The sequence below is a fragment of the Actinoplanes sp. NPDC051411 genome (assembly GCF_040682075.1).
Taxonomy (GTDB): domain Bacteria; phylum Actinomycetota; class Actinomycetes; order Mycobacteriales; family Micromonosporaceae; genus Actinoplanes.
Genome location: NZ_JBFBAD010000108.1, coordinates 12,512 through 33,637, shown reverse-complemented (window position 1 = coordinate 33,637; position 21,126 = coordinate 12,512). Strand labels below are relative to the sequence as shown.

Here is a 21,126-nt window from a genome sequence, read left to right as displayed (position 1 = left end):
CCGAGCGCGAGCTCGGCCCCGCGTCGGCGTTCCAGGGTCTGTCTCGCCCCGGGGGTCTGTCGTGCCGATCACGCGAGTGCGAGGCGAGGTCAGGTGGTGGCGGGACAGACCTAGGCGGAGAACTTGTCGAGCAGAGCCTCGGAGAAGGCCTTGAGGTCGTCGGGCTTGCGGCTCGTGATCAGGTTTCCGTCGACGTGGACCTGCTCGTCGACCCAGGTCGCGCCGGCGTTGGCCAGGTCGGTACGCAGGCTCGGCCAGCTCGTCAGCGTGCGACCGGAGACGACGTCCGCCTCGACCAGGGTCCAGGGCCCGTGGCAGATCGCGGCGACCGGCTTCCCGGAGGTCACGAAGCCGCGCACGAACTGGACGGCATCGGGATCGGTGCGGAGGAAGTCGGGATTGGCGACGCCACCCGGCAGCACCAGCGCGTCGTAGTCGTCGGGGTCGGCACCGCGGACGGGGCGGTCGACCGGGTAGGTGCCGGCCTTGTCCATGTGGTTGACGGCCTGGATCGTGCCGGTGTCGAGGGACAGCAGTTCGGCCGTGCCGCCCGCGCCTTCCACGGCCTTGCGCGGCTCGGTGTACTCGACTTCCTCCACGCCGTCGGTCGCCAGGAAGGCGACCTTCTTGCCCTTGAGCGAGGCGGTCATGACTCGGTTCCTTCCGTCGTTACCGGTTCTCCCTGACCCGGGTGCCCGGCGGCGGCCCAGGCAAACGCCGCCGTGGGGCAATGTCGTTATTTGTGCAGTCGGCGAACCGGCACCGCCAGCCCCGACCGCGATCGACGGCCGCGGGGATCCTCGGCGTGCCGAAAGGGACGACCGCGGAGTCATTCCGATCAACTCTTCCGCAACCCCATTGATCAGATTCGCCGTCAGCTTCGGGCAGGACCGACAGTGATCGGTGATCTTTATTCGAATCGACCGGCATGATCTTTGGGCAACGCGGGAAGGCTCTCCGGTCCTCTGTGGGCAGACGAGAGCCGGAGTTATCCACAGGGGTGAACCGGATGTAGCGCGGGCGTCGGGGAATTGGATACGGTCTGATCTCGGAACGCGACGGCGCCCTGACGCGCGGTAAGGAGCCAGCTAGTGGGCCGCGAGATCGACGAGGCGTGGATCGACGAGGCAGTTGATCGCTATGCGCGACTGGAGCAGCTGCGCGCGGAGTTCGACAAGGCGGTGGCCGGGCATTTGGTGTCGGTGCATTCGCCCGACAACTCCATCGAAGTGATGGTGACGGCGGCCGGCGATATTCGCGACGTGTGCATTAACGTGAGCCTCCGCGATCGCGACCCGGTGGAGTTCGCGCGCGAAATCAAAACCGTGGTGACCAAGGCGTCCGAGGCGGCCCGGTGGGCGCGCGAAAAATTGCACGGTGAGGTCTTCGGAAAGTTTCCGACGCTGGGAGAGTCCTGATATGGATCGGCTCGCCGACCGGCTCGAACAAGCCGCCGACACGCTGACCACGATGGACAAACGAATGCCCGGCCACGGGGTGGCCGCGGGGGCGTTCGGCGCGGCCGGTTCGGGTGGCGGCATGCCGGGGCGGCTCGGGCGCGAACTGCACGAGCATTGGACGGCGGTCCTCGACGCGAGGGCACGCGAGGCGGGTGGCGCGGCGGCGCGGCTCACCGACATGGCCCAGTCGGTGCGCACGACGGTGCGGCATTACGACGAAACCGACGATCTGGTGCGGCGGCGCCTCAACGGGGAGGTGTGATGGACCGGCTCGACGATCTGTTCGGCACCGCGCGGCCGATGCTCGACCGCGTCGATCAGATGCTCTCCGTGGTGGGCGCGCCGGGCGAACATCGTGTCTGGGGCGAGCTCCGGCGCGTACGTCTGCTGCCGGGAGATGCGGTCCGGGCCGTCGCCGCGCTGAGGCCGGCCGCGCTCGGCGAAGCCGGGCCGGAGATCCGGGCCGAGGCCCGGGCGTGTGTGGAGATCGCGGCCGGGTTGCCGCCGCCCGAGGAGTGGACCGGCGAGGCCGCGGAGGCCTACGACGAGGCCCGGCACCGGATGGCGGCCCAGCTCAGCGGCGGCAACGAGAGCCTCGACGAGCGGATGGAGGCGACCGCCGATCTTGCCGAGGCGCTGCGGGAGTGGATGCGGCAGACGCGCGACGACCTGGCGCGGGCGCTGGCCGAGGCCCTGGGTTCGAACGAGGCGGCGGCGCTCACGGTCACCGGCGGCATGCCGCCGGGCGAAGCCGACATTCTGGGTGCGGCGGACATCGCCGCGTCGCTCTTGCGGGTGGTCGCGGACAACTACGCGTACGCGGGTGAGCTGATCCGCGGCTCCGCCGATCTGACCGTGGCGCTGCCCATGTAGGGCCGACCGTCCACATCAGAATTCGCTACGGACGCGGCGTCGCATGCGGAAACTCAGTGTCCGAATGCGACGCCGCGACCTCCTGCACCCCCCGCAGGTCTACGAACACTCAACGCCATTCATCGAGCGTTGTCGCGGGGTCGGGAGGCGTTCGGGACTTTGGTCGGGCAGGACCGGACGACCGGCCGCCCACGGGTCGGCCGAGCGTTGATCGACATCTATCCATCCGGGTGAACGTGTTCCGGATCATCACGGTGGGTGAGGAAGCTTTTTGTCGGTGCCCCGCAATACGATTCTCGGCGTGGGTGACGTCTTCGCAGATCTGGTGGGTCAGGCCGAGGCGGTCGAGACGCTTCGGCGGGCGGCCGCGGCGGCGGCTCGGGTGGTGGCCGGCGAGTCGGTCCCCGCGGGCGCGATGACGCATGCCTGGATCTTCACCGGCCCGCCGGGCTCGGGACGGTCGGTGGCCGCGCGGGCGTTCGCGGCGGCGCTCGAGTGCGAACGCGACGGGGTCGGCTGCGGCGAGTGCCACGGCTGCCACACCGCGCTCGGCCGCACCCACGCCGACGTACGGTTCGTCGTGCCGGAGGGCCTCTCCATCGGGGTCGGCGAGATGCGGGCGCTGGTGTTGCGGGCGGCCAGCGCGCCGTCGGGCGGCCGCTGGCAGGTCGTCGTGATCGAAGACGCCGACCGGCTCACCGAGCAGGCCGGCAACGCGCTGCTCAAGGCGATCGAGGAGCCACCGCCACGCACGGTGTTCCTGCTCTGCACGCCGTCGACCCACCCCGACGACATCTCGGTGACCATCCGGTCACGGTGCCGGGTGGTGCCGCTGCGCCAGCCACCGGCCGACGCGGTGGCCGAGGTGCTGGTGCGGCGCGACGGGATAGCGGCCGACGTGGCGGCGTGGGCGGCCGCGGCGGCGCAGGGACACGTCGGGCGGGCCAAGCGCCTGGCCAACGACAACGAGGCCCGCGGCCGGCGCGAGGCGGTGCTGGCGGTTCCGCGGCGGCTGAGCAGCGTCGGCGCGTGCTTCGACGCCGCGTCGGCGCTGATCGAGGCGGCCGAGGCCGAGGCGGCAGCCGCCGTCGTCGACAGCGACGCGACCGAACGGGCGTCGCTCGAGCAGGCCCTCGGCGCGGGCGGCACCGGCCGGGGCGCGGCGGGCGCGATGCGCGGAGCGGCCGGCCAGATCAAAGACCTGGAGCGGCGGCAGAAGTCGCGAGCGACCCGCTCCCAGCGCGACGCGCTCGACCGGGCACTGGTCGACCTGGCCGGCTTCTACCGCGACGTGCTGATCACCAAGCTGGGGGCGCCGGTCCCGGTGGTGCACACCGACACCGCGGAACAGTCCGGGGCCGCGGCCGAGAAGTGGACCGCCGAGAGCACCCTCCGCCGCCTCGAGGCCATCCTGGCCTGCCGCGACGCCATCGAACAAAACGTCAAACCCAGAATCGCGGTCGAGGCGATGATGCTCAGCCTCTGGAAAGGCTGACCAAAGCAGGCGGCTGGCCTCCAGGCTGGTGGGCATCGACCCGTCGCCGGGCCGCCCTTTGAAAGGGTGGACTGCGGGAAGCGCGGGCCGTTCTACCAGCGCGGGCGGGGGCCGGTCCCACGGACGGGCAAAACGACGCCTCACAAACGAACAAAACGCCACTGCTCGGGCGAATCGCCGCTCGAGCAAGCCGCGGCTCGGCGAACCGCCGCTCGGCGAACCGCCGCTCGGCGAACCGCCGCTCGGCGAACCGCCGCTCGGCGAGCCGCCCGACCTTCGCCTGCACCAGCGCCGTCCGGCGAGGCCGCACTGACCCGCATCAAGCCCAGGCGCTGCGATAGCTCACCGAGGTGAGCCCGCAACTGCTCGCATTACTGGTGGACAAACGGACAAAGCACCGCCACACGGACGAGCAACGCACCGACCCACGGACGGGCCCGACGCCACCTTCACGGACCGCGCAGCGCGCCGCCCTACGGACGGGTGCGGCGCGGCGGGTCGGCGGAGGCTTCATCGTCGATGCCGAGCACCTCGGCGATTTCCTCCAGCGGTGGCGGCGTGTGGTCGTCGGCTGGCTCGGGCTGGCCGACGGCGGAAGCAGGCGGCGCGGCGGTGGCGGAGGACGCAGGCGGCGCGGCAGCGGAGGAGGACGTAGGCGGGGCGGCAGTGGTGGCGAAGACGGCCGGGGTGTTGCCGGCGTCGGAGACTGGGGGGCCGGAGGCGGGGGCCGGGGCCGGGTGGGGAGTGCTGGCGGTGGCCAGGAGGCCGGTCAGGCGGGCCGTTACCGCCTCGGCGATCTCGGTGGCGGGGCGGGCCGCGTCGAGGACCAGGTAGCGCTTCGGGTCGGCGGCGGCCAGGTCGAGGAAGGCGTAGCGGACGCGTTCGTGGAAGGCGCGGGACTCGCTCTCCAGCCGGTCGGTGCCCTGGCCTCGGGAGTCGACCCGGCTCAGGCCGACGCCGGGGTCGACGTCGAGCAGGACGACCAGGTCGGGTTTGAGGCCGCCGGTCGCCCAGGCGGACAGCCAGGAGATCTCCTGGACCGGCAGGGTGCGGCCGGCGCCCTGGTAGGCCAGGGAGGAGTCGACGTAGCGGTCGCTGATGACCACGGCGCCGCGGGCCAGGGCCGGGCGGACCACCGTCGCGACGTGGTGGGCGCGGTCGGCCGCGTAGAGCAGGGCTTCGGCTCGGGGTGCGGGGGCCGATTCCTTGTCGAGGAGCAGGCCGCGGATGCGGGATCCGACGTCGGTCGCGCCCGGTTCGCGGGTGACGACCACGTCGCGGCCCTCGGCCTCCAGCGCTGACGCGAGGCGGCTGACCTGGGTCGACTTGCCGGCGCCTTCGCCGCCCTCGAAGACCACGAACACGCCGCTGCGGACGAACTCTTCGGCCGCTGAGAGCGGCCGGCCGCGCATCGAGCCCCACAGGTCGGCCAGGATCGGGACGCCGCGTTTGTCGTCCATCTGGCGGAACGCGGCGATGCCCGCCCACAGGCCGATCACGCCGGCGATCAGCAGGAGCACGCGGGTCGAGGACACGTCGATGCCGACGTTGCCGAGCATGATGCGGCGGGAGCTGCCGAGGCCGACGAGGGTGCTGGAGACGGCGACGGCGAGCAGGAGGACGATGCGGGTGCCGATGTTGACCACGGCGAAGACGCGGCCGCGCACCTCGTCGCCGACTTCGCTGTAGAGCAGTGTGGTGCCGGCGAGGAAGGCCATGCCCGCGCCGGTGCCGACCAGCAGAGCGCCGATCAGGGCGACGACCAGGTGGAACGCGACTGCCATGACGAGCACCGCGGCGCTCGCCAGCACGATGCTCATGCCGAACCAGCGTTTGCGGGACAACTCCTTGACGATCACCGGGCCGGCGGCGATGCCGATCGCGAGACCGATGAAGAGGGTGCCGAAGAGCAGGTAGAACGCGGCCGGGCCGGCGCCCAGCGAGACCGCGAACACGTTGGCCGTGCCGACGACCACGCCCGCCCCGGCGAAAGCGCCGAAGATGCCCAGCACCAGGCCGCGCACCTGGGGTGTGCCGCCGATGTAGGTCCAGCCGTCGAGGAACTGGCGGAACATGCTGCGCTGGGCCTGCCGGGCGCGTTCGGCGGTCTTGCCGCCGATCTCCTTGATGCCGAAGAAGACGACGAGGGCGGTGGCGAGCCGGGAGAAGCCGTTGAACCAGAGCGCCAGCTGGGTGGGCTCGGCCCAGTGCGGAAGCACCACCCCGGAGTGCTGGGCGATGCCGGTCAGCGAGGACAGGCCGAGCGCCGCGACGATCGGGGTGATGCCGTACGTCGTGATCAGCGTGAGCTGGTTGGAGACCTCGATCAGCGACTTGGGGATGAGGTTGGGGACCGCTGCTTCCTTGGCCGGCACCCAGATGAGGGTGACCGCTTCGCCCACGAACGTGGCGATCGCCGCCCAGGCCACCGACTGCGAGCCGGTGAAGCCGAGCAGCGGCACGAGCGGGATCGAGCCGTAGAAGACGAACCGGATCAGGTCGGTGACGACCATCGTGTAGCGCCGGTCGAACCGGTCGGCCATCACGCCGGCGATCGGGCCGAGGACCAGTGACGGCAGGAGACGTACGGCGATCGTGCCGCCGAACGCCGCACCCTTGGCCGCGCTGCTGCTGACCTGGGACGACGCGAACAGCGCGGTGGCCAGTAGGCCGATCCAGTCGCCGAGCGAGGCGACGCTGAGCACCATCCAGAGCCGGCGGAAGCCGCGCACCCGCAACACGTAGCGCAGGGCGGCCACGCCGGACAGGTCTACCTCGACCGGACCGGTGTCGCGGGTTTCGCTGTCGATGGCCGTACCTCCCGTGATCCCTGCTCGGAGCACTCTATCCGGCGACCTCGACGGGCCTCGTCCTGCACGTTCGGGTGGCGCATAAATGAAGGTATTTCGCATTGTCCGGGAGAGGAGTTACCGTGCACCCGTGATCGTCGACCGGAAAGCACTGCAAGAGCGCCTTGACCGGGCCACCGCCCACCTCGAGACGCCGATCGCCGCGGTCGACCTCGCCGCCTTCGACGACAACGCGGCCGAGCTGGTCAGGCGCGCCGCGGGCAAGCCGCTGCGGGTGGCCAGTAAGTCGGTACGCTGCCGCACCCTCCTGGAACGCGTCCTGGGCCGCCCCGGGTGGCACGGCGTGATGGCCTACACCCTGCGCGAGGCGATCTGGCTAGTCCGCGAAGGAGTGACCGACGACGTCCTCGTCGCGTACCCGACAGTCGACCGCACCGCGATCGGCGAGCTGACCTCGGACCCGAAGCTGACCGAGGCCATTTCGATCATGGTGGATCACCCGGCCCACCTCGATCTGGTCGACCAGGTCACGTCCCCGGGCAAGCGGCCGGAAGTACGCCTCTGCCTCGACCTCGATTCGTCCTGGAAACCGGGGCCGCTGCACGTGGGCGTACGCCGGTCGCCGGTGCATTCGGCCGCGCAGGCGGCCGTCCTGGCCCGCCGCCTCGTGGCCCGGCCGGGTTTTCGCCTGGTCGGCATGATGTCCTACGAGGCGCAGATCGCCGGCGTAGGCGACCTGCCGCCGAACGCCGTGCGCAGCCGGGTCATCCAGGTGATGCAGCAGAACTCGTTCACCGAGCTGATGCGGCGGCGGTCCGACGCGGTCGCCGCGGTGCGACAGCACGCCGACCTGGAGTTCGTGAACGGCGGCGGCACCGGCAGCGTGGCCGCCACCAGCGCGGATCCGGCGGTCACCGAGGTTACCGCCGGCTCCGGGCTCTACGGGCCGACCTTGTTCGACGCGTACCGGGCCTGGAAGCCGACGCCGTCGGCGTTCTTCGCCCTCTCCGTGGTGCGGCGCCCCGCGCCGCGGATCGCCACCGTGCTCGGTGGCGGCTGGATCGCCTCCGGGCCGGCCGAGAAGTCCCGGCAGCCCAGCCCCTATCTGCCGGCCGGGCTGCGGTTCAAGCCCGACGAGGGCGCCGGCGAGGTGCAGACGCCCCTGCTCGGTGCGGTCGCCGACACGCTGCGTCCTGGCGACCGGGTCTGGTTCCGGCATGCGAAGGCCGGCGAGCTGTGCGAGCACGTCAACGAGTTGCAGCTGGTCGACGGCGAGTCAGCGACGCCGGCTCCGACTTATCGAGGCGAAGGCCATGCCTTTCTCGGCTAGCCGAGCGGGCCGGCCCTCAGGCGTCGACGTGGCGATGCAGGTATTCGCGGATCAGCGCCTTCGCCTCCGAGATCACCGCCTCGTCACCGGTCGTGATGCGCCGGAACGCCAGCTTGATCAGCGCGTCCGCCGCCTCGACCGAGATCTCCAGCGCGAATCGCAGGCGGACCCGGTCGATCAGCTGGAACTGCTCGACCAGCAGTTCGGCCAGCCGGTCGGCGATCACCGTGTTGTTGTCGCGCTCGACGTCGAGCAGATGCACGTCGACGACGTCGCCGAAGTGCAGGGTGCGGAAACCGGCCACCTGACGGTGCATCTGGATGTAGACGTCGATGGCCGCGTCGACCCCGTCCCACCAGTGGGTGAAGATCTCACTCTCGAAGCGGGCGGACAGGCCCTGCAGGTACGCATCCATGTTGCGCATGGCCAGTGCCTGGACGATCGCGCGCTTGTCGGGGAAGAACTGGTAAACCGAGCCGATCGCGACCTCGGCCCGCTCGGCGAGCAGCGTGGTGGTCAGGCCCTCATAGCCAACTTCATCGACGAGCTCGGCGCAGGCGTCGAGCATGCGCTGGACCCGGGCAACGCTTCTGCCCTGCACCGGGACCCGCCGCAGCGGCCCGGTGGTGACGGTTGGTGTCGACACGCGTCGCCACTCCCTCTCAGCAGTGATAATCGGAACGTTACTCGGATCAACGAGCGAGCCGCATCGACGGGGACGCCAGTAAAACCGCTCGTACGGAGGACAAAGCCAGAATGACTACCCCCGTGAACGCCCGCCGCTGGATCAACTGGGGCGGCAACCAGCAGGCGGTCGCCGTCGACGTGCTGACCCCGGGCACTGTTGACGAAGTCGCGGCCCAGGTCAAGACGGCGTCGGATGCCGGACGCAAAATCAAGGTCGTCGGCAGCGGCCACTCCTTCACCGACATCGCGCTGGCCGACGACCAGCGGATGCTGCTGCACCGGCTCGGCGGCCTGGTCTCGATCGAGGGGCCGCTCGTCACCGTGCCGGCCGGCATGCCCCTGAGCAGGCTGAACGCTCTGCTGGCGGAGCACGGGCTGGCGATGCCCAACCTGGGCGACATCGACGAGCAGACGGTCGCGGGCGCGATCTCGACCGGCACGCACGGGACCGGGGCCAAGCACTCGACGATCGCCTCCGGCGTGGAGGCGGTCACCTTGGTGGACGGGACGGGTGAGGTCGTCACGATCGGCGCCGGCGATCCGCTGCTGCCGGCCGCCCGGGTCGGGCTGGGCGCGCTCGGCATCCTGGTCGAGGTCACGCTGCGCTGCTCGGAGGCGTTCACGCTGCTCGCCGACGAGCGGCCGATGGCACTGGCCGACGTGATGGCGGGCATCGACGAGTGGATCGGCGGCAACGATCACGCCGAGTTCTACTGGTACCCCTACACCGACCGGGCCCAGCTCAAGATCAACAACAAGGTCTCGGACAACGACCGGCCGCTCTCCCGCTTCCGCGGCTGGCTCGACGACGACTTCCTCTCCAACTCGGTGTTCGGCACCGTCTGCCGGCTCGGCCGGGCGGTGCCCGCCACGGTCCCGCCGATCAGCGCGCTCGCTGCGCGAGCACTCACCGCACGGACCTACACCGAGCGGTCGGACAGGGTTTTCTGTACGCCGCGGCGGGTGCATTTCACCGAGATGGAGTACGAGATTCCGCGCGCCGCCCTCCCGGAAGTCCTCACCGCTCTCCCCCGGATCATCGACGGCCTGCCGTTCCGGGTGCAGTTCCCGGTCGAAGTCCGCTTCACCGGCCCCGACGACGTCTGGATGTCGCACGGCTACGGCCGCGACTCGGCCTACGTCGCCGTCCACCAGTTCGCCGGCAACCAGTACGAACCCTATTTCCGGGCGGTCGAAGCGGTCTGCCGGCCCCTCGGCGGACGCCCCCACTGGGGCAAGCTCCACTACCGTACGGCCGGGGACCTGCGCCCGGCGTACGAGAAGTTCGACGACTTCCTGGCCGTGCGCGACCGCCTCGACCCGGCCCGGGTCTTCGCGAACGCCTACCTGGACCGGGTGCTCGGCGCCTAGGGTCTGTCCTGGCTACTCGGCAGTGGCCGTCGCCTTCGCGGGGGCGGCCTTCTTGGCGGCCGCCTTCTTCGCCGGCGTCGCCTTCTTGGCCGGAGTGGCCTTCTTCGCGGCCGTCTTCTTGGCCGGTGCCTTCTTGGCGGTGGCCTTCTTGGCCGGGTCGCCCGCCGCCTTGGTCGCCTTCTTGGCCGGGGCCGCCTTCTTCGTGCTCGGGTTGGCCCGCTTGTTGGCCAGCATCTCCGAGGCGATCTCGGGCGTGATCTCTTCCGGCGTCTGACCGCGACGCAGGGTCGCGTTGGTCTCGCCGTCGGTCACGTAGGCGCCGAACCGGCCGTCCTTGATCACCATCGGCTTCTGGCTGACCGGGTCGGGACCCAGCTCCTTCAGCGGCGGCTTGGCCGTGCGGGACTGCCGCGTCTTCGGCTGGGCCAGCAGCTCGAGCGCCTTCTCCAGCGTGACCGTGAACAGCTCGTCCTCGCTGGTCAGCGAGCGGGAATCAGTGCCGCGCTTGACGTACGGCCCGTACCGGCCGTTCTGCGCGGTGATCTCCACTCCCTCCTGGTCCTTGCCCACCAGCCGGGGCAGAGTCAGCAGCTGGAGCGCCTGCTCGAGCGTGAGGGTCTGCGGCGTCTGGCTCTTGAACAGCGACGCCGTGCGCTCGCCACTCTGCACGTACGGCCCGTAGCGGCCGGACTTGACCAGCACCGGCTCGCCGCTGACCGGGTCGTCGCCGACCGACTTGTCGCCGCCGCCGGACGCGAAGAGCTCCTCAACCTTCTCGTTGGTGAGCTCGTCGGGCGCGATGCCCTCGGGAATCGACACCCGGTTGCCCGGGTCGTCCTCGGGCGCGTCCTTGAGCTTGCGCTGAAGGTACGGTCCGAAGCGGCCGACCCGGACCACGACCGGCCCGTTCTTCTCGTCCTCGAACAGGAAGATCGAGTTGACCAGGCGCGCGTCGATCGCGCTCAAGTTTTCCGTCACCATCTTCTTCAGGCCGCCGGCCTGGGCGACCGAATCCTCGGCGCCCGCCGTCTGGCTGCCGAAGTAGAACGAGGTGAGGAAGTCGAGGGCCGCGTGGTCGCCGCCCGCGATGTCGTCGAGCTGGCTCTCCATCGAGGCCGTGAAGTTGTAGTCGACCAGGCGTGGGTAGTGGCCCTCGAGCAGGCCGACCACGGCGAACGCCAGGAACGACGGGATCAGGGCCTGTCCGCGCTTCTCGACGTAACCCCGGTCCTGGATCGTCCGCATGATCGACTCGTAGGTCGACGGGCGGCCGATGCCCAGCTCCTCCAGCGCCTTGACCAGCGACGCCTCGGTGTAGCGGGCGGGCGGCGAGGTGTGGTGACCGACCGCGGCCAGCTCCTCGGCGGTCAGCGGCTGGTCCTTGACCAGGGTCGGCAGGCGGCGCTCGGCGTCCTCCGCCTCGGCGTTCTCGTCGTCGCTCGACTCGACGTAGGCCCGGAGGAAGCCCGGGTCGGTGATCGTCTTACCGGTCGCGGCGAAGTCGACCTCTTCGTTGGCGGTGGAGATCGCCCGGATCCGGACGCTCACCGAGTTACCGACCGCGTCGGTCATCTGGGAGGCGATCGTGCGCCGCCAGATCAGCTCGTAGAGGCGGAACTCGTCGGGCTTGAGCTCCTTGGCGACCTCACCCGGGGTGCGGAAGTTGTCGCCGGCCGGGCGGATCGCCTCGTGCGCCTCCTGCGCGTTCTTGACCTTGCCGGTGTAGCGGCGCGGCTGCGGCGGCACGTTGGCCTGGCCGTACAGCTCGGCGATCTGCCGGCGGGCGGCGGTCAGCGCCGTCTCGGACAGGTTGACCGAGTCGGTACGCATGTACGTGATGTAGCCGCTCTCGTACAGCGTCTGGGCGGTGCGCATCGTCTGCGACGCCGAGAAGCGCAGCTTGCGGGCCGCCTCCTGCTGCAGCGTCGAGGTGATGAACGGCGCGTACGGCCGGCGGCGGTACGGCTTCTCCTCGACCCGGGTGACGGTGAACGGGCGGTCTTCGAGGCGGGCGGCGAGGCCACGGGCACCGTCGCCGTCGAGGTGGACGACCCCGGAGCCCGGGCGGACCTGGCCGGTGGTCGGCTCGAAGTCCTTACCGGTGGCGACGCGGTCGCCGTCGAGCGCGATCAGCGTGGCCTGGAAGTTGCGCGGGCCCTCGATCTTTCCCTGCACGGCCAGGGTGGCGAGGATGTCCCAGTATTCGGCGGTGCGGAACGCCATGCGCTGGCGCTCCCGCTCGACCACGATGCGCGTCGCGACCGACTGCACGCGGCCGGCCGACAGCTTCGGGCCCACCTTCTTCCAGAGGACCGGGCTGACCTCGTACCCGTACAGCCGGTCGAGGATGCGGCGGGCCTCCTGGGCGTCGACCAGGTCGCGGTCGATCTCGCGCGGGTTGGCCACCGCGGCCTGGATCGCCGGCTTGGTGATCTCGTGGAAGACCATCCGGTGGACCGGGACCTTGGGCTTGATCGTCTCGACCAGGTGCCAGGCGATGGCCTCGCCCTCGCGGTCCTCATCCGTCGCGAGGAAGATCTCGTCGACCTCTTTGGCCAGGCTCTTCAGCTTGTCGATCTGGCCCTTGCGATTGGACGAGACCACGTAGAGCGGCTGGAAGCCGTTGTCGACGTCGACCCCGAGGCGCGCCCACGACTCGCCGGCGTACTTGGCGGGCACCTCGTCGGCATTCTTCGGCAGGTCACGGACATGGCCGAAGGAGGCCTCGACAAAATAGTCGGGCCCCAGATAACCGGCGATCGTCTTGGCCTTCGACGGAGACTCGACGATGACCAGACGGGTCGTCCTGGCGTCACTCGGCACGGCACTCCCACACTTCGCACTCGCGTTCCGTCTTTATCGACGGTCTTACCTTCCGATTTCCGCCGCGGGCTGGCACAGCACCGGCGGAGCACAGACTTTCAACGTAACGCGCCGGACGAGCCCACATTCCCGCAGCAGCCGCAAGCCGGATGGTAACGGTCCGGCCACCGCACGCGTCCGACGGCGACACCGTACACCGGGAACATGCCGTTGTGTCGCACACAATCCAGGAAGATCACGCACCGGCGCCGCCCGGCCACAACTCCGGCGGGGCCGCGGCGGGGCGATCACCGACCAGCTCGGCGAGTCGTTGCAAGCGCCGCCGACCTGCGATGACATAGTGTCGGCCGTCCTCCGAGAGGCGGCCGGCCAGACCGGCGCGGACCAACGCGGCATCGATTGCCCGAAGTTCCTCCGGAGTGTGTTTCGCCGCACCGAGGCCCAGGGCGTAGCCGCCGGGGACCGGAACACCGGCCGCGGCGACCCAGAGACGCAGGCGGGGGCCGCTGAGAAAGAGCTGGGCGGCCGCGGCGGGCCAGGCCCGGGCGAGAGGGTTCAGCCGACTGGAGTAGGCCGTGACGACCTCGAAACGGGGCTTCGGGGGTGGTTCGGGTAGTTCGGGGTCTTCCGCCACTTCTTCGGCCGGGGCGGCGTCCGCACTCTCGACCACCTCGGCCGGAGTGTCGACCGGCTCGGCGGGAGTGTCGACGGGCTCGGGAGGGTCGACCGGCTCGGGGGTGTCGACGGGCTCGGGGGTGTCGACCGGCTCGGGCAGACTGTCGACGTCCGAGGGGAGGTCGGGAGGCGGGTCGGCGTCGGGGTCGAAGGTCGCGGCCACCGGCGGCGTGCGGACGGAGGTTTCTTTCTTTACCTGCGGTTCCGACGGGCCGGATCGCTCTGAGACGATTGGGGACCCGTCGTCGCGTACGTCTTCTTCGTGCCAATTGACCACCAAGCCGCGCCGGACCAGTTCGGTGACCAACGCATGCACCCGCCAGGCGGCATCCACCGTGACCGAGACCCGGGCCGTGCCCCCCATCCGGCCGAGCCGGCCGGGGCCGGCGAGAAGGCCGGCGAGATCGGCCGGCGAGGGTTCCGTGGTCTCCGCGCCGAAGATCGAGAGCTGGCGCAGAGGATCGCCGGGAGCGGCGGGCAGGCGCGGGCCGATCCGGGTCTTGACCGGCTTGACCGGCGCGGGAAGCACCTCCCGCGGGATCAGCGGAGGGCCGGGCTCACTCATCTCATCGGCGCCGATTCATCGACATTCCGGCACTTCGTCGAAGGCCTGCTGCAACTCGGTCGACTTCAGGTCGCTGGTGTCGAGACTGCCGGCCTGATAGTCCTGGTTGAGCTGGGCGACGACCTTGGCGACCTGGTCGTAGAAACTCTCGGCCGGGGTGATCGCGAGCGCGCCGATGCCCGTGCGGGCGCGGCCGTAGGCGTCGCGCATGGTGGCCAGCGAGGCGACGAACCCGTCGGCGATCTGCTTGCCGTCGGTGACGTCGGGATCGCCCGCCTCGGCCACGCCGGCACGCGCCTTCTCGCTCGCGTCGCGGGCGCCGCCGAAGAGCGTCATCAGGTTTTCTTTCGCCTGGCCGGGGGTGGTGCGGGTGGTCATCTGCTGCTGGGTGCGGGTGGTCAGCGAGCTGATCTCGGTGCGCCAGGGCGCCAGGGTCCGGCAGACCTGTGAGGCCCAGGCGCGCGCGTCGTGCGAGCCGGCGCAGGCGCCGAGCGGCGCGGCGAGCGCGAGAAGCATCAGCAGGGCGAGGGGGCGTGCCGGGCGCATGGAAGCAGGGTACGGGTGCCCACCGACAAGTTGGTTGACGGCGGAGGGCACCCGGCCAGGACCGGGTGCCCTCCGCCCGAATCGATCAGGCGCTGATGCGCTCGCTGGGCGTGTTGTCGCCGGTCGGAGCGGCCGGCGCGTCGTCACCCATCGAGATCGGCTTGCGCTTGCTCCACACGACCGCGGCCGCGATGATGGCCGCCGCCACGACGGCGATGATGACGCGGAGCGGGGTGTTCTGGTCCTTGCCGATGCTCCAGGTCACGACCGCCGGGGCGATCAGCAGCGAGACCAGGTTCATCACCTTGAGCAGCGGGTTGATCGCCGGGCCGGCGGTGTCCTTGAACGGGTCACCGACCGTGTCACCGATGATCGTGGCCTCGTGCGCGTCGGAGCCCTTGCCGCCGTAGGAGCCGTCCTCGACGAGCTTCTTGGCGTTGTCCCACGCGCCGCCGGAGTTGGCCAGGAAGACCGCCATCAGCGTGCCGGTGCCGATCGCACCGGCCAGGTAGGCCGCGAGCGCGCCGGCGCCGAGGCCGAAGCCGACCGCGATCGGGGCGAGGATCGCCAGCAGACCCGGGGTGAGCAGCTCGCGCTGCGCGTCGCGGGTGCAGATGTCGACGACCCGGCCGTACTCGGGCCGCTGGGTGCGGTCCATGATGCCCGGGAACTCGCGGAACTGGCGGCGGACCTCCATCACGACCGCGCCCGCCGAGCGGGACACGGCGTTGATCGCGAGGCCGGAGAACAGGAACACGACCGCCGCGCCGACCAGCAGGCCGACCAGGCTGCGCGGGTTGGCGATGTTGAGCAGGCCGAGGATCTCGTTGCCCACGTTGGCCACGCCGGCGTCGGCCAGCGAGCTGGCCAGGCTGTTGGTGTACGACCCGAACAGCGCGGTGGCGGCCAGCACGGCGGTCGCGATCGCGATGCCCTTGGTGATGGCCTTGGTGGTGTTGCCGACCGCGTCGAGCTCGGTCAGGATCTGCGCGCCCTTCTCGTCGACGTCGCCGGACATCTCGGCGATGCCCTGCGCGTTGTCGGAGATCGGGCCGAAGGTGTCCATCGCGACGATGACGCCGACCGTGGTCAGCAGGCCGGTGCCGGCGAGCGCCACCGCGAACAGCGACAGGGTCAGCGAGGAACCGCCGAGCAGGAACGCGCCGTAGACGCCGGCGCCGATCAGGAGAGCCGAGTAGACCGCCGACTCGAGGCCGACGCTGATGCCGGCCAGCACCACGGTCGCGGCGCCGGTCTGCGACGACTTGCCGATGTCCTGCACCGGGCGCCGGTTGGTCTCGGTGAAGTAGCCGGTCAGGGCCTGGATGGCCGCGGCCAGCACGATGCCGATCACGACCGCGCCGATCGCCACCCACCGCGGGTCGCGGCCGCTGGCGATGATCTCCTTCGAGATCCCGGTGTCCTTGAAGCCGGCGAAGGACGACGGCAGGTAGATGAAGCTGACGACGGCGACCAGGATCGCCGAGACCACCGCGGAGATGTAGAACGCCCGGTTGATCGCGGTCAGGCCGTTGCGGTCGGACGGGCGCAGCCGGGTGATGAACACGCCGAGGATCGCGATGACCACGCCGATCGTCGAGATGATCAGCGGGAAGATCAGGCCGTCCTGGCCGAACGCGGCCTGGCCGAGGATCAGCGCGGCGACCAGGGTCACGGCGTACGACTCGAAGAGGTCGGCCGCCATGCCGGCGCAGTCACCGACGTTGTCGCCCACGTTGTCGGCGATGGTCGCGGCGTTGCGCGGGTCGTCCTCCGGGATGCCCTGCTCCACCTTGCCGACCAGGTCGGCGCCGACGTCCGCGGCCTTGGTGAAGATGCCGCCGCCGACCCGCATGAACATCGCGAGCAGCGCGGCGCCGAAGCCGAAGCCCTCGAGCACGGTCGGGGCGTCGCTGCGGAAGATCAGCACGACCAGCGCGCCGCCGAAGAGGCCCAGGCCGACGGTGAGGAAGCCGACCACACCGCCGGTGCGGAAGGCGATGCCCATCGCGGTCTCACGGCCGCCCTCCTCACCGGCCGCCGCGGCCACCCGAAGGTTGGCCCGGGTCGCGAGCGCCATGCCCGCGCCGCCGATGAACGAGCTGAAGACCGCGCCGACGATGAAGAACAGCGACCGTCCGATCTTGACCCAGACCTCGTTGTCGGTGTCATGCACCGGCAGGAGGAAGAGCAGAACGACCGCGATCACCACGAAGATGGCGAGGGTCTTGAACTGGCGGAACAGATAGGCCGACGCGCCTTCCTGGACGGCGCCGGCGATCTCCTGCATGTTCTTGGTGCCCCGGCCGGTTTTGATCACCGACTGGACGAACATCGCCGCGAAGCCGAGCGCGATCAGCGCGAAGACGATAGCGACGATGACGAATGTGACGTTCGAACCACTCAGGGACACTCCGCCCGCGGCAAGAGTTCTCGTAGTCCCGGACATCAATGTCCTCCTGTACACCGACCGCGCCCGGGCGGCGGACGTGACCGTCCCCGGCGCATCCCCGTCACCGGGGAGACGACAACTGGGTCCCGCGGCCGCGGGACCAGGAGCAGTAGCGAATAACTCGCGTACTGTATCGGCCGGTCGTGGTGGTGGTCACATCCGGTTCGGGCCGTGTCGTGGTGATGTTCGCCGCTGTGTTAGCGACGCGCCAGAGGGGTAACGATCTTTTTTGATCTTTCTCGGGCCCGTGATCGTCCTACCGGCGCTGGACCGGCCACACCATCCGGACCTCGGTGCCGGGGCCGTCCTCGACCGGGCGAACCTGCAGGTCATCGACAAATCCGGCGAGCAGCGCGAAGCCGACGCCGGTGGTGAGGGCCTCGTCGGTCAGCGACTCGTCGGCCAACTCGTCGGGGGGCAACTTGGCCAGCCCGACACTCGCCTCGATTGGGGCGTGGTCGATGACCCGAACCGCATACGCGTCCGAATCAGACATTTCGACTGTTACCAGATCGGGAATGTTGTATTGGTTGTGCAGCGCGACCGCGCGCGTGCACGCCTCGCCGATCGCCAGCCGGACCTCGTCGAGCAGTTCCTCGGCGACCCCCGCCCGCCGAGCCACCGCGACGCCGACGAGCCGGGCCGTGCGGACATGCACGGGCGCGGGTGAGAAGGACAGCCGGACCGTCGCCATCACGAAGTCGGGCCGTCGCCGTCTGCGGTCGCCGCCTCGATCGTCGGATAGATCGGGAACACCTGATCCAGCGCGGTGATGCGGAAGATCTTGAGCAGCGGTTCCTTGGAGCAGACCAGACCGAACGTGCCGTTCGCCACGCGCAGCCGCTTCATCGCGCCGACCAGCACGCCGAGCCCGGTCGAATCGAGGAAATCAACGCCGCCCAGATCGACGACGACGTTACGGGCACCGGCGTCGACCAGCTCGACCAGTCTCTCCCGCAACCTGGGAGCGGTGTAGACGTCGACCTCGCCGCCCACCTCGAGCACCGTGTGCTCGGCGACGGTCCGGGTCGCCAGCGACAGCTCCATCGGTCCTCCTCCCTGCGAGGGGTGGCGAGGCGGTCCTACCGCGCGCGCCCGGTCATGCGCGCACTGTGCCGGCCGCCGATCTCCCCAGCGAATCTAACCACCGCCGGACAATCGGCGACGCGTGGCACCCACCGTCGTACCCGTTTGGGGTTCGGCCCACTCCGATGTCAGAGTGCAAGCCGTGACTTCCACCGCGCTGGACCCGGCCGAACTGCTTCACCGGCTCCGGGCCCGCACGGCGCAGAGCGGCGAGTCACCGATCACCCACATCGAGCAGGTTCCGGCCCGCGAAGGCCGCCCGGTCGACTGGCCGTCGTGGGTCTCCCCGGCATTGATCGACACGCTGGCCGCGCACGGCGTCGAACGGCCGTGGTCGCATCAGGCCGCGGCGGCAACGCTCGCGAACTCGGGCACCCATGCGGTGCTGGCCACCGGCACGGCCTCGGGCAAGTCGCTCGGCTACCAGCTGCCGGTGCTCACCCGCCTCCTGACCGACGAGCGGGCCACCGCCCTCTACATCTCACCGGCCAAGGCGCTGGCCGCCGACCAGCTGCGCGCCGTCACGCGGCTCGGGCTCGACGGCATCCGCCCGGCCACATACGACGGTGACACCGCCCGCGAGGAGCGCGACTGGGTCCGCCAGAACTCCCGACTGATCCTCACCAACCCCGACATGCTCCACCATTCACTGCTCCCGGGACACCAGCGCTGGGCGCAATTCCTGCGCCGGCTTTCGTACGTGGTGATCGACGAGTGCCATGCCTACCGCGGTGTGTTCGGGTCGCACGTGGCCCACGTCGTGCGGCGGCTGCGCCGCGCCGCCGCCCGTTACGGCGGCTCCCCCACCTTCGTGCTGGCCTCGGCGACCTCGGGCGATCCCGGCCTGACCGCGTCGCGGCTGGTCGGGCTGCCGGTCTCGCCGGTGACCGAGGACGGCTCGCCGCGCGGGGCCGTGACCTTCGCGCTGTGGGAGCCACCACTCCTTCCGGACATTTCGGACGACGGGTCCGACATGATCCAGGTCCGCCGGTCGGCCCTCAGCGAGACCGCCGACCTGCTCACCGACTCGGTCCTCGCCGGCACGCGGACCCTGGCGTTCATCCGCTCCCGCCGCGGCGCCGAGGTGGTCGCGTCGATCGCCCGGCGCTCGCTCAACGACGCGGTGCCCGGGCTCGGCTCGCGGGTCGCCGCCTACCGAGCGGGCTACCTGCGCGACGACCGCCGCGCCATCGAACGCTCCCTTCTCTCGGGCGAACTGCTCGCGCTCGCCTCGACCAACGCGCTCGAACTCGGCGTCGATCTGGTCGGGCTCGACGCGGTGCTGATCTGCGGCTACCCGGGCACCCGGGCGTCGCTGTGGCAGCAGGCGGGCCGGGCCGGGCGCGCGGGCGGGGAGGCGCTGGCGGTGCTGATCGCCCGGGACGATCCGCTCGACACCTACCTCGTACATCACCCGTCGGCGCTGTTCGGCCGGCCGGTCGAGGCGACGGTGCTCGACCCGTCCAACCCGTACGTCCTCGGACCGCAACTCTGTTGCGCGGCGTCGGAAGCGCCGATCACTCTCGCCGACCTGCCGCTGTTCGGCGGCGACGCGGCGCAGGCCGCGCTCGACGGGCTGACCGCCTCGGGTGCGCTGCGGAAACGCCCCTCCGGCTGGTACTGGACCCATCGCGGGCGCCCCGAGGTCGACCTGCGCGGCACCGGCGGCGGCCCGGTCCAGGTCGTCGAGGCGCCGACCGGGCGCCTGCTCGGCACCGTCGACCCGGAATCGTCCCACTCGATGCTGCACACCGGCGCGGTCTACCTGCACCAGGGCGTGACATACGTGGTGGACGACCTCGACCTCGAGGACGCGATCGCGCTCGTGCACCCGGAGGAGCCGGAGTGGACGACCCAGGCCCGCGACGTGATCGACCTGTCGGTGGTGTCGGTGCGGTCCTATGTCGATGCCGGACCGGTCGGCCTGTTCCTCGGCGAGGTCGACGTGACCAGCCAGGTCGTGTCCTACCAGCGACGCCGCATCGCGACCGGCGAGGTGATCGACACCCGGCCGCTCGACCTGCCGATCCGTGAGCTGCGGACGGTCGCGGTCTGGTTCACGGTGTCGCCGCGGGCCCTGGAGGCGGCCGGGATCTCGCCGGCCGACTTCCCGGGGGCGCTGCACGCGGCCGAACACGCGGGCATCGGGCTGCTGCCGCTGATCGCGACGTGCGACCGCTGGGACATCGGCGGCCTGTCGACGGCCAACCACATCGACACCGAGGCCCCGACGGTCTTCGTCTACGACGGTCACCCCGGCGGGGCGGGATTCGCGGAGCGGGCGTACGAGTCGGCGTCGGAGTGGCTCCGGGCGACTCGTTCGGCGATCGTGTCGTGCGTGTGCGAGAGCGGCTGCCCGTCCTGCGTCCAGTCCCCGAAGTGCGGAAACGGCAACAACCCGCTGCACAAGCCGGGCGCCGTCCAGGTCCTCGACGTCGTCCTCCAGGCACTCGCATAGGTCTTTGGCCCAGGGGGCCGGCGGACGGGCCGGCCCCCTGGCGTCTTGGTCAGAACTTGCCCTTGGCAATGTCCGTGAGGCTCACCCGGGTCGCCGTGTAGGTGATCTTGGCGCCGGTGTTGTTGGTGAACTGGATCGGGAGCCCGGTCCTGGCGTCGATGACCAAGGTCTCGACCTCGTCACCGGTGAGGGCCGGGCGGCCGGCGGTCAGGCTGATCGTCGACCGGCCGCCGGTCGTCCCGCTCGCGATCGTGACCTCGGGCATGTTCGCCAGGATCCGCAGCACGCCGGCCCGGACCTTCGGGTTGCCCCCGCCGGCCATCAGAGCGTCCAGCGAGTTGCCCCAGATCCAGTTGTCGGTCAGGTTGACCTCGGCGCCCTGCACCACCTCGGGCGAGAGATTCTGGTAGGCGCTCGCGTCGGGAACCTTGCCGGCACCGACGTCCTTCACCTTGACCGACGGGTTCGGCGCGGAGGCCATCCGCCGGCGCGCCT

Annotated in this window: 16 protein-coding genes and 1 pseudogene; 7 read left to right on the top strand and 10 right to left on the bottom strand. The window is 70.6% G+C overall.

Annotated features, from left to right (window positions below):
• Nucleotides 1-110: 110 nt before the first annotated feature.
• Nucleotides 111-650 (bottom strand): type 1 glutamine amidotransferase domain-containing protein, encoded by a 540-nt coding sequence (locus tag AB0M88_RS40240; RefSeq protein ID WP_364111125.1) that lies wholly within the window; start codon nt 648-650, stop codon nt 111-113.
• Nucleotides 651-1,091: 441 nt separating this feature from the next.
• Here AB0M88_RS40240 and AB0M88_RS40235 point away from each other — a divergent pair, with 441 nt between their 5' ends.
• From AB0M88_RS40235 to AB0M88_RS40220, 4 genes are all read left to right on the top strand, one after another.
• Complete coding sequence (locus AB0M88_RS40235) at nt 1,092-1,418, top strand: YbaB/EbfC family DNA-binding protein (RefSeq protein WP_364111123.1); 327 nt, start codon at nt 1,092-1,094, stop codon at nt 1,416-1,418.
• A 1-nt stretch (nt 1,419) separates the two neighbouring features.
• Complete coding sequence (locus AB0M88_RS40230) at nt 1,420-1,722, top strand: hypothetical protein (RefSeq protein WP_364111121.1); 303 nt, start codon at nt 1,420-1,422, stop codon at nt 1,720-1,722.
• A complete protein-coding gene (locus tag AB0M88_RS40225; RefSeq protein WP_364111119.1) occupies nt 1,722-2,333 on the top strand; it encodes a hypothetical protein in 612 nt (203 codons plus the stop codon). Before AB0M88_RS40230 ends, AB0M88_RS40225 begins: the two co-directional genes overlap by 1 nt.
• A gap of 301 nt (nt 2,334-2,634) precedes the next feature.
• Complete coding sequence (locus AB0M88_RS40220) at nt 2,635-3,828, top strand: DNA polymerase III subunit delta' (protein WP_364111117.1); 1,194 nt, start codon at nt 2,635-2,637, stop codon at nt 3,826-3,828.
• Between the two features lie 473 nt (nt 3,829-4,301).
• On the opposite strand, the gene tmk is transcribed toward AB0M88_RS40220, so the two are convergent.
• The gene (gene tmk, locus AB0M88_RS40215) at nt 4,302-6,533 is read right to left on the bottom strand and encodes a dTMP kinase (protein ID WP_364111137.1); all 2,232 of its coding nucleotides are present in this window, start codon (nt 6,531-6,533) and stop codon (nt 4,302-4,304) included.
• A 235-nt stretch (nt 6,534-6,768) separates the two neighbouring features.
• Here tmk and AB0M88_RS40210 point away from each other — a divergent pair, with 235 nt between their 5' ends.
• Nucleotides 6,769-7,968 (top strand): amino acid deaminase/aldolase, encoded by a 1,200-nt coding sequence (locus AB0M88_RS40210; protein WP_364111115.1) that lies wholly within the window; start codon nt 6,769-6,771, stop codon nt 7,966-7,968.
• Between the two features lie 16 nt (nt 7,969-7,984).
• On the opposite strand, the gene AB0M88_RS40205 is transcribed toward AB0M88_RS40210, so the two are convergent.
• Nucleotides 7,985-8,614: a TetR/AcrR family transcriptional regulator gene (locus AB0M88_RS40205; protein ID WP_364111113.1), complete on the bottom strand. Its 630-nt coding sequence runs from the start codon at nt 8,612-8,614 to the stop codon at nt 7,985-7,987.
• Between the two features lie 110 nt (nt 8,615-8,724).
• Here AB0M88_RS40205 and AB0M88_RS40200 point away from each other — a divergent pair, with 110 nt between their 5' ends.
• Complete coding sequence (locus AB0M88_RS40200) at nt 8,725-10,026, top strand: D-arabinono-1,4-lactone oxidase (protein WP_364111111.1); 1,302 nt, start codon at nt 8,725-8,727, stop codon at nt 10,024-10,026.
• A 12-nt stretch (nt 10,027-10,038) separates the two neighbouring features.
• On the opposite strand, the gene topA is transcribed toward AB0M88_RS40200, so the two are convergent.
• From topA to AB0M88_RS40165, 7 genes and pseudogenes are all read right to left on the bottom strand, one after another.
• Complete coding sequence (gene topA, locus AB0M88_RS40195) at nt 10,039-12,849, bottom strand: type I DNA topoisomerase (RefSeq protein WP_364111109.1); 2,811 nt, start codon at nt 12,847-12,849, stop codon at nt 10,039-10,041.
• Nucleotides 12,850-13,084: 235 nt separating this feature from the next.
• Entirely contained in the window at nt 13,085-13,801 is a 717-nt protein-coding gene (locus tag AB0M88_RS40190; RefSeq protein WP_364111135.1) for a hypothetical protein, read from the bottom strand.
• A pseudogene (locus tag AB0M88_RS40185) lies at nt 13,790-14,089 on the bottom strand (hypothetical protein); the annotation flags it as partial. The gene AB0M88_RS40190 and the pseudogene AB0M88_RS40185, both read right to left, overlap by 12 nt.
• A 15-nt stretch (nt 14,090-14,104) precedes the next feature.
• Nucleotides 14,105-14,635: a hypothetical protein gene (locus tag AB0M88_RS40180; RefSeq protein ID WP_364111107.1), complete on the bottom strand. Its 531-nt coding sequence runs from the start codon at nt 14,633-14,635 to the stop codon at nt 14,105-14,107.
• 85 nt (nt 14,636-14,720) lie between these two features.
• A complete protein-coding gene (locus AB0M88_RS40175) occupies nt 14,721-17,084 on the bottom strand; it encodes a sodium-translocating pyrophosphatase (RefSeq protein ID WP_364111105.1) in 2,364 nt (787 codons plus the stop codon).
• Between the two features lie 259 nt (nt 17,085-17,343).
• On the bottom strand, nt 17,344-17,784 hold the full coding sequence (locus AB0M88_RS40170) for an ATP-binding protein (RefSeq protein WP_364111103.1): 441 nt from the start codon (nt 17,782-17,784) through the stop codon (nt 17,344-17,346).
• Nucleotides 17,781-18,134, bottom strand: coding sequence for an STAS domain-containing protein (locus AB0M88_RS40165; protein ID WP_364111101.1), 354 nt, complete (start codon nt 18,132-18,134; stop codon nt 17,781-17,783). The genes AB0M88_RS40170 and AB0M88_RS40165 overlap by 4 nt, the downstream gene beginning before the upstream one ends.
• 172 nt (nt 18,135-18,306) lie before the next feature.
• Here AB0M88_RS40165 and AB0M88_RS40160 point away from each other — a divergent pair, with 172 nt between their 5' ends.
• On the top strand, nt 18,307-20,631 hold the full coding sequence (locus AB0M88_RS40160) for a DEAD/DEAH box helicase (protein WP_364111099.1): 2,325 nt from the start codon (nt 18,307-18,309) through the stop codon (nt 20,629-20,631).
• Nucleotides 20,632-21,126 lie beyond the last annotated feature (495 nt).

Excerpts from the sequence above, each read along its gene's own strand:
- AB0M88_RS40240 (WP_364111125.1), bottom strand. The coding sequence starts at position 650 with ATGACCGCCTCGCTCAAGGGCAAGAAGGTCGCCTTCCTGGCGACCGAC.
- AB0M88_RS40230 (WP_364111121.1), top strand. The coding sequence starts at position 1,420 with ATGGATCGGCTCGCCGACCGGCTCGAACAAGCCGCCGACACGCTGACC.
- AB0M88_RS40225 (WP_364111119.1), top strand. The coding sequence starts at position 1,722 with ATGGACCGGCTCGACGATCTGTTCGGCACCGCGCGGCCGATGCTCGAC.
- AB0M88_RS40200 (WP_364111111.1), top strand. The coding sequence starts at position 8,725 with ATGACTACCCCCGTGAACGCCCGCCGCTGGATCAACTGGGGCGGCAAC.
- AB0M88_RS40180 (WP_364111107.1), bottom strand. The coding sequence starts at position 14,635 with ATGCGCCCGGCACGCCCCCTCGCCCTGCTGATGCTTCTCGCGCTCGCC.
- AB0M88_RS40175 (WP_364111105.1), bottom strand. The coding sequence starts at position 17,084 with ATGTCCGGGACTACGAGAACTCTTGCCGCGGGCGGAGTGTCCCTGAGT.
- AB0M88_RS40165 (WP_364111101.1), bottom strand. The coding sequence starts at position 18,134 with ATGGAGCTGTCGCTGGCGACCCGGACCGTCGCCGAGCACACGGTGCTC.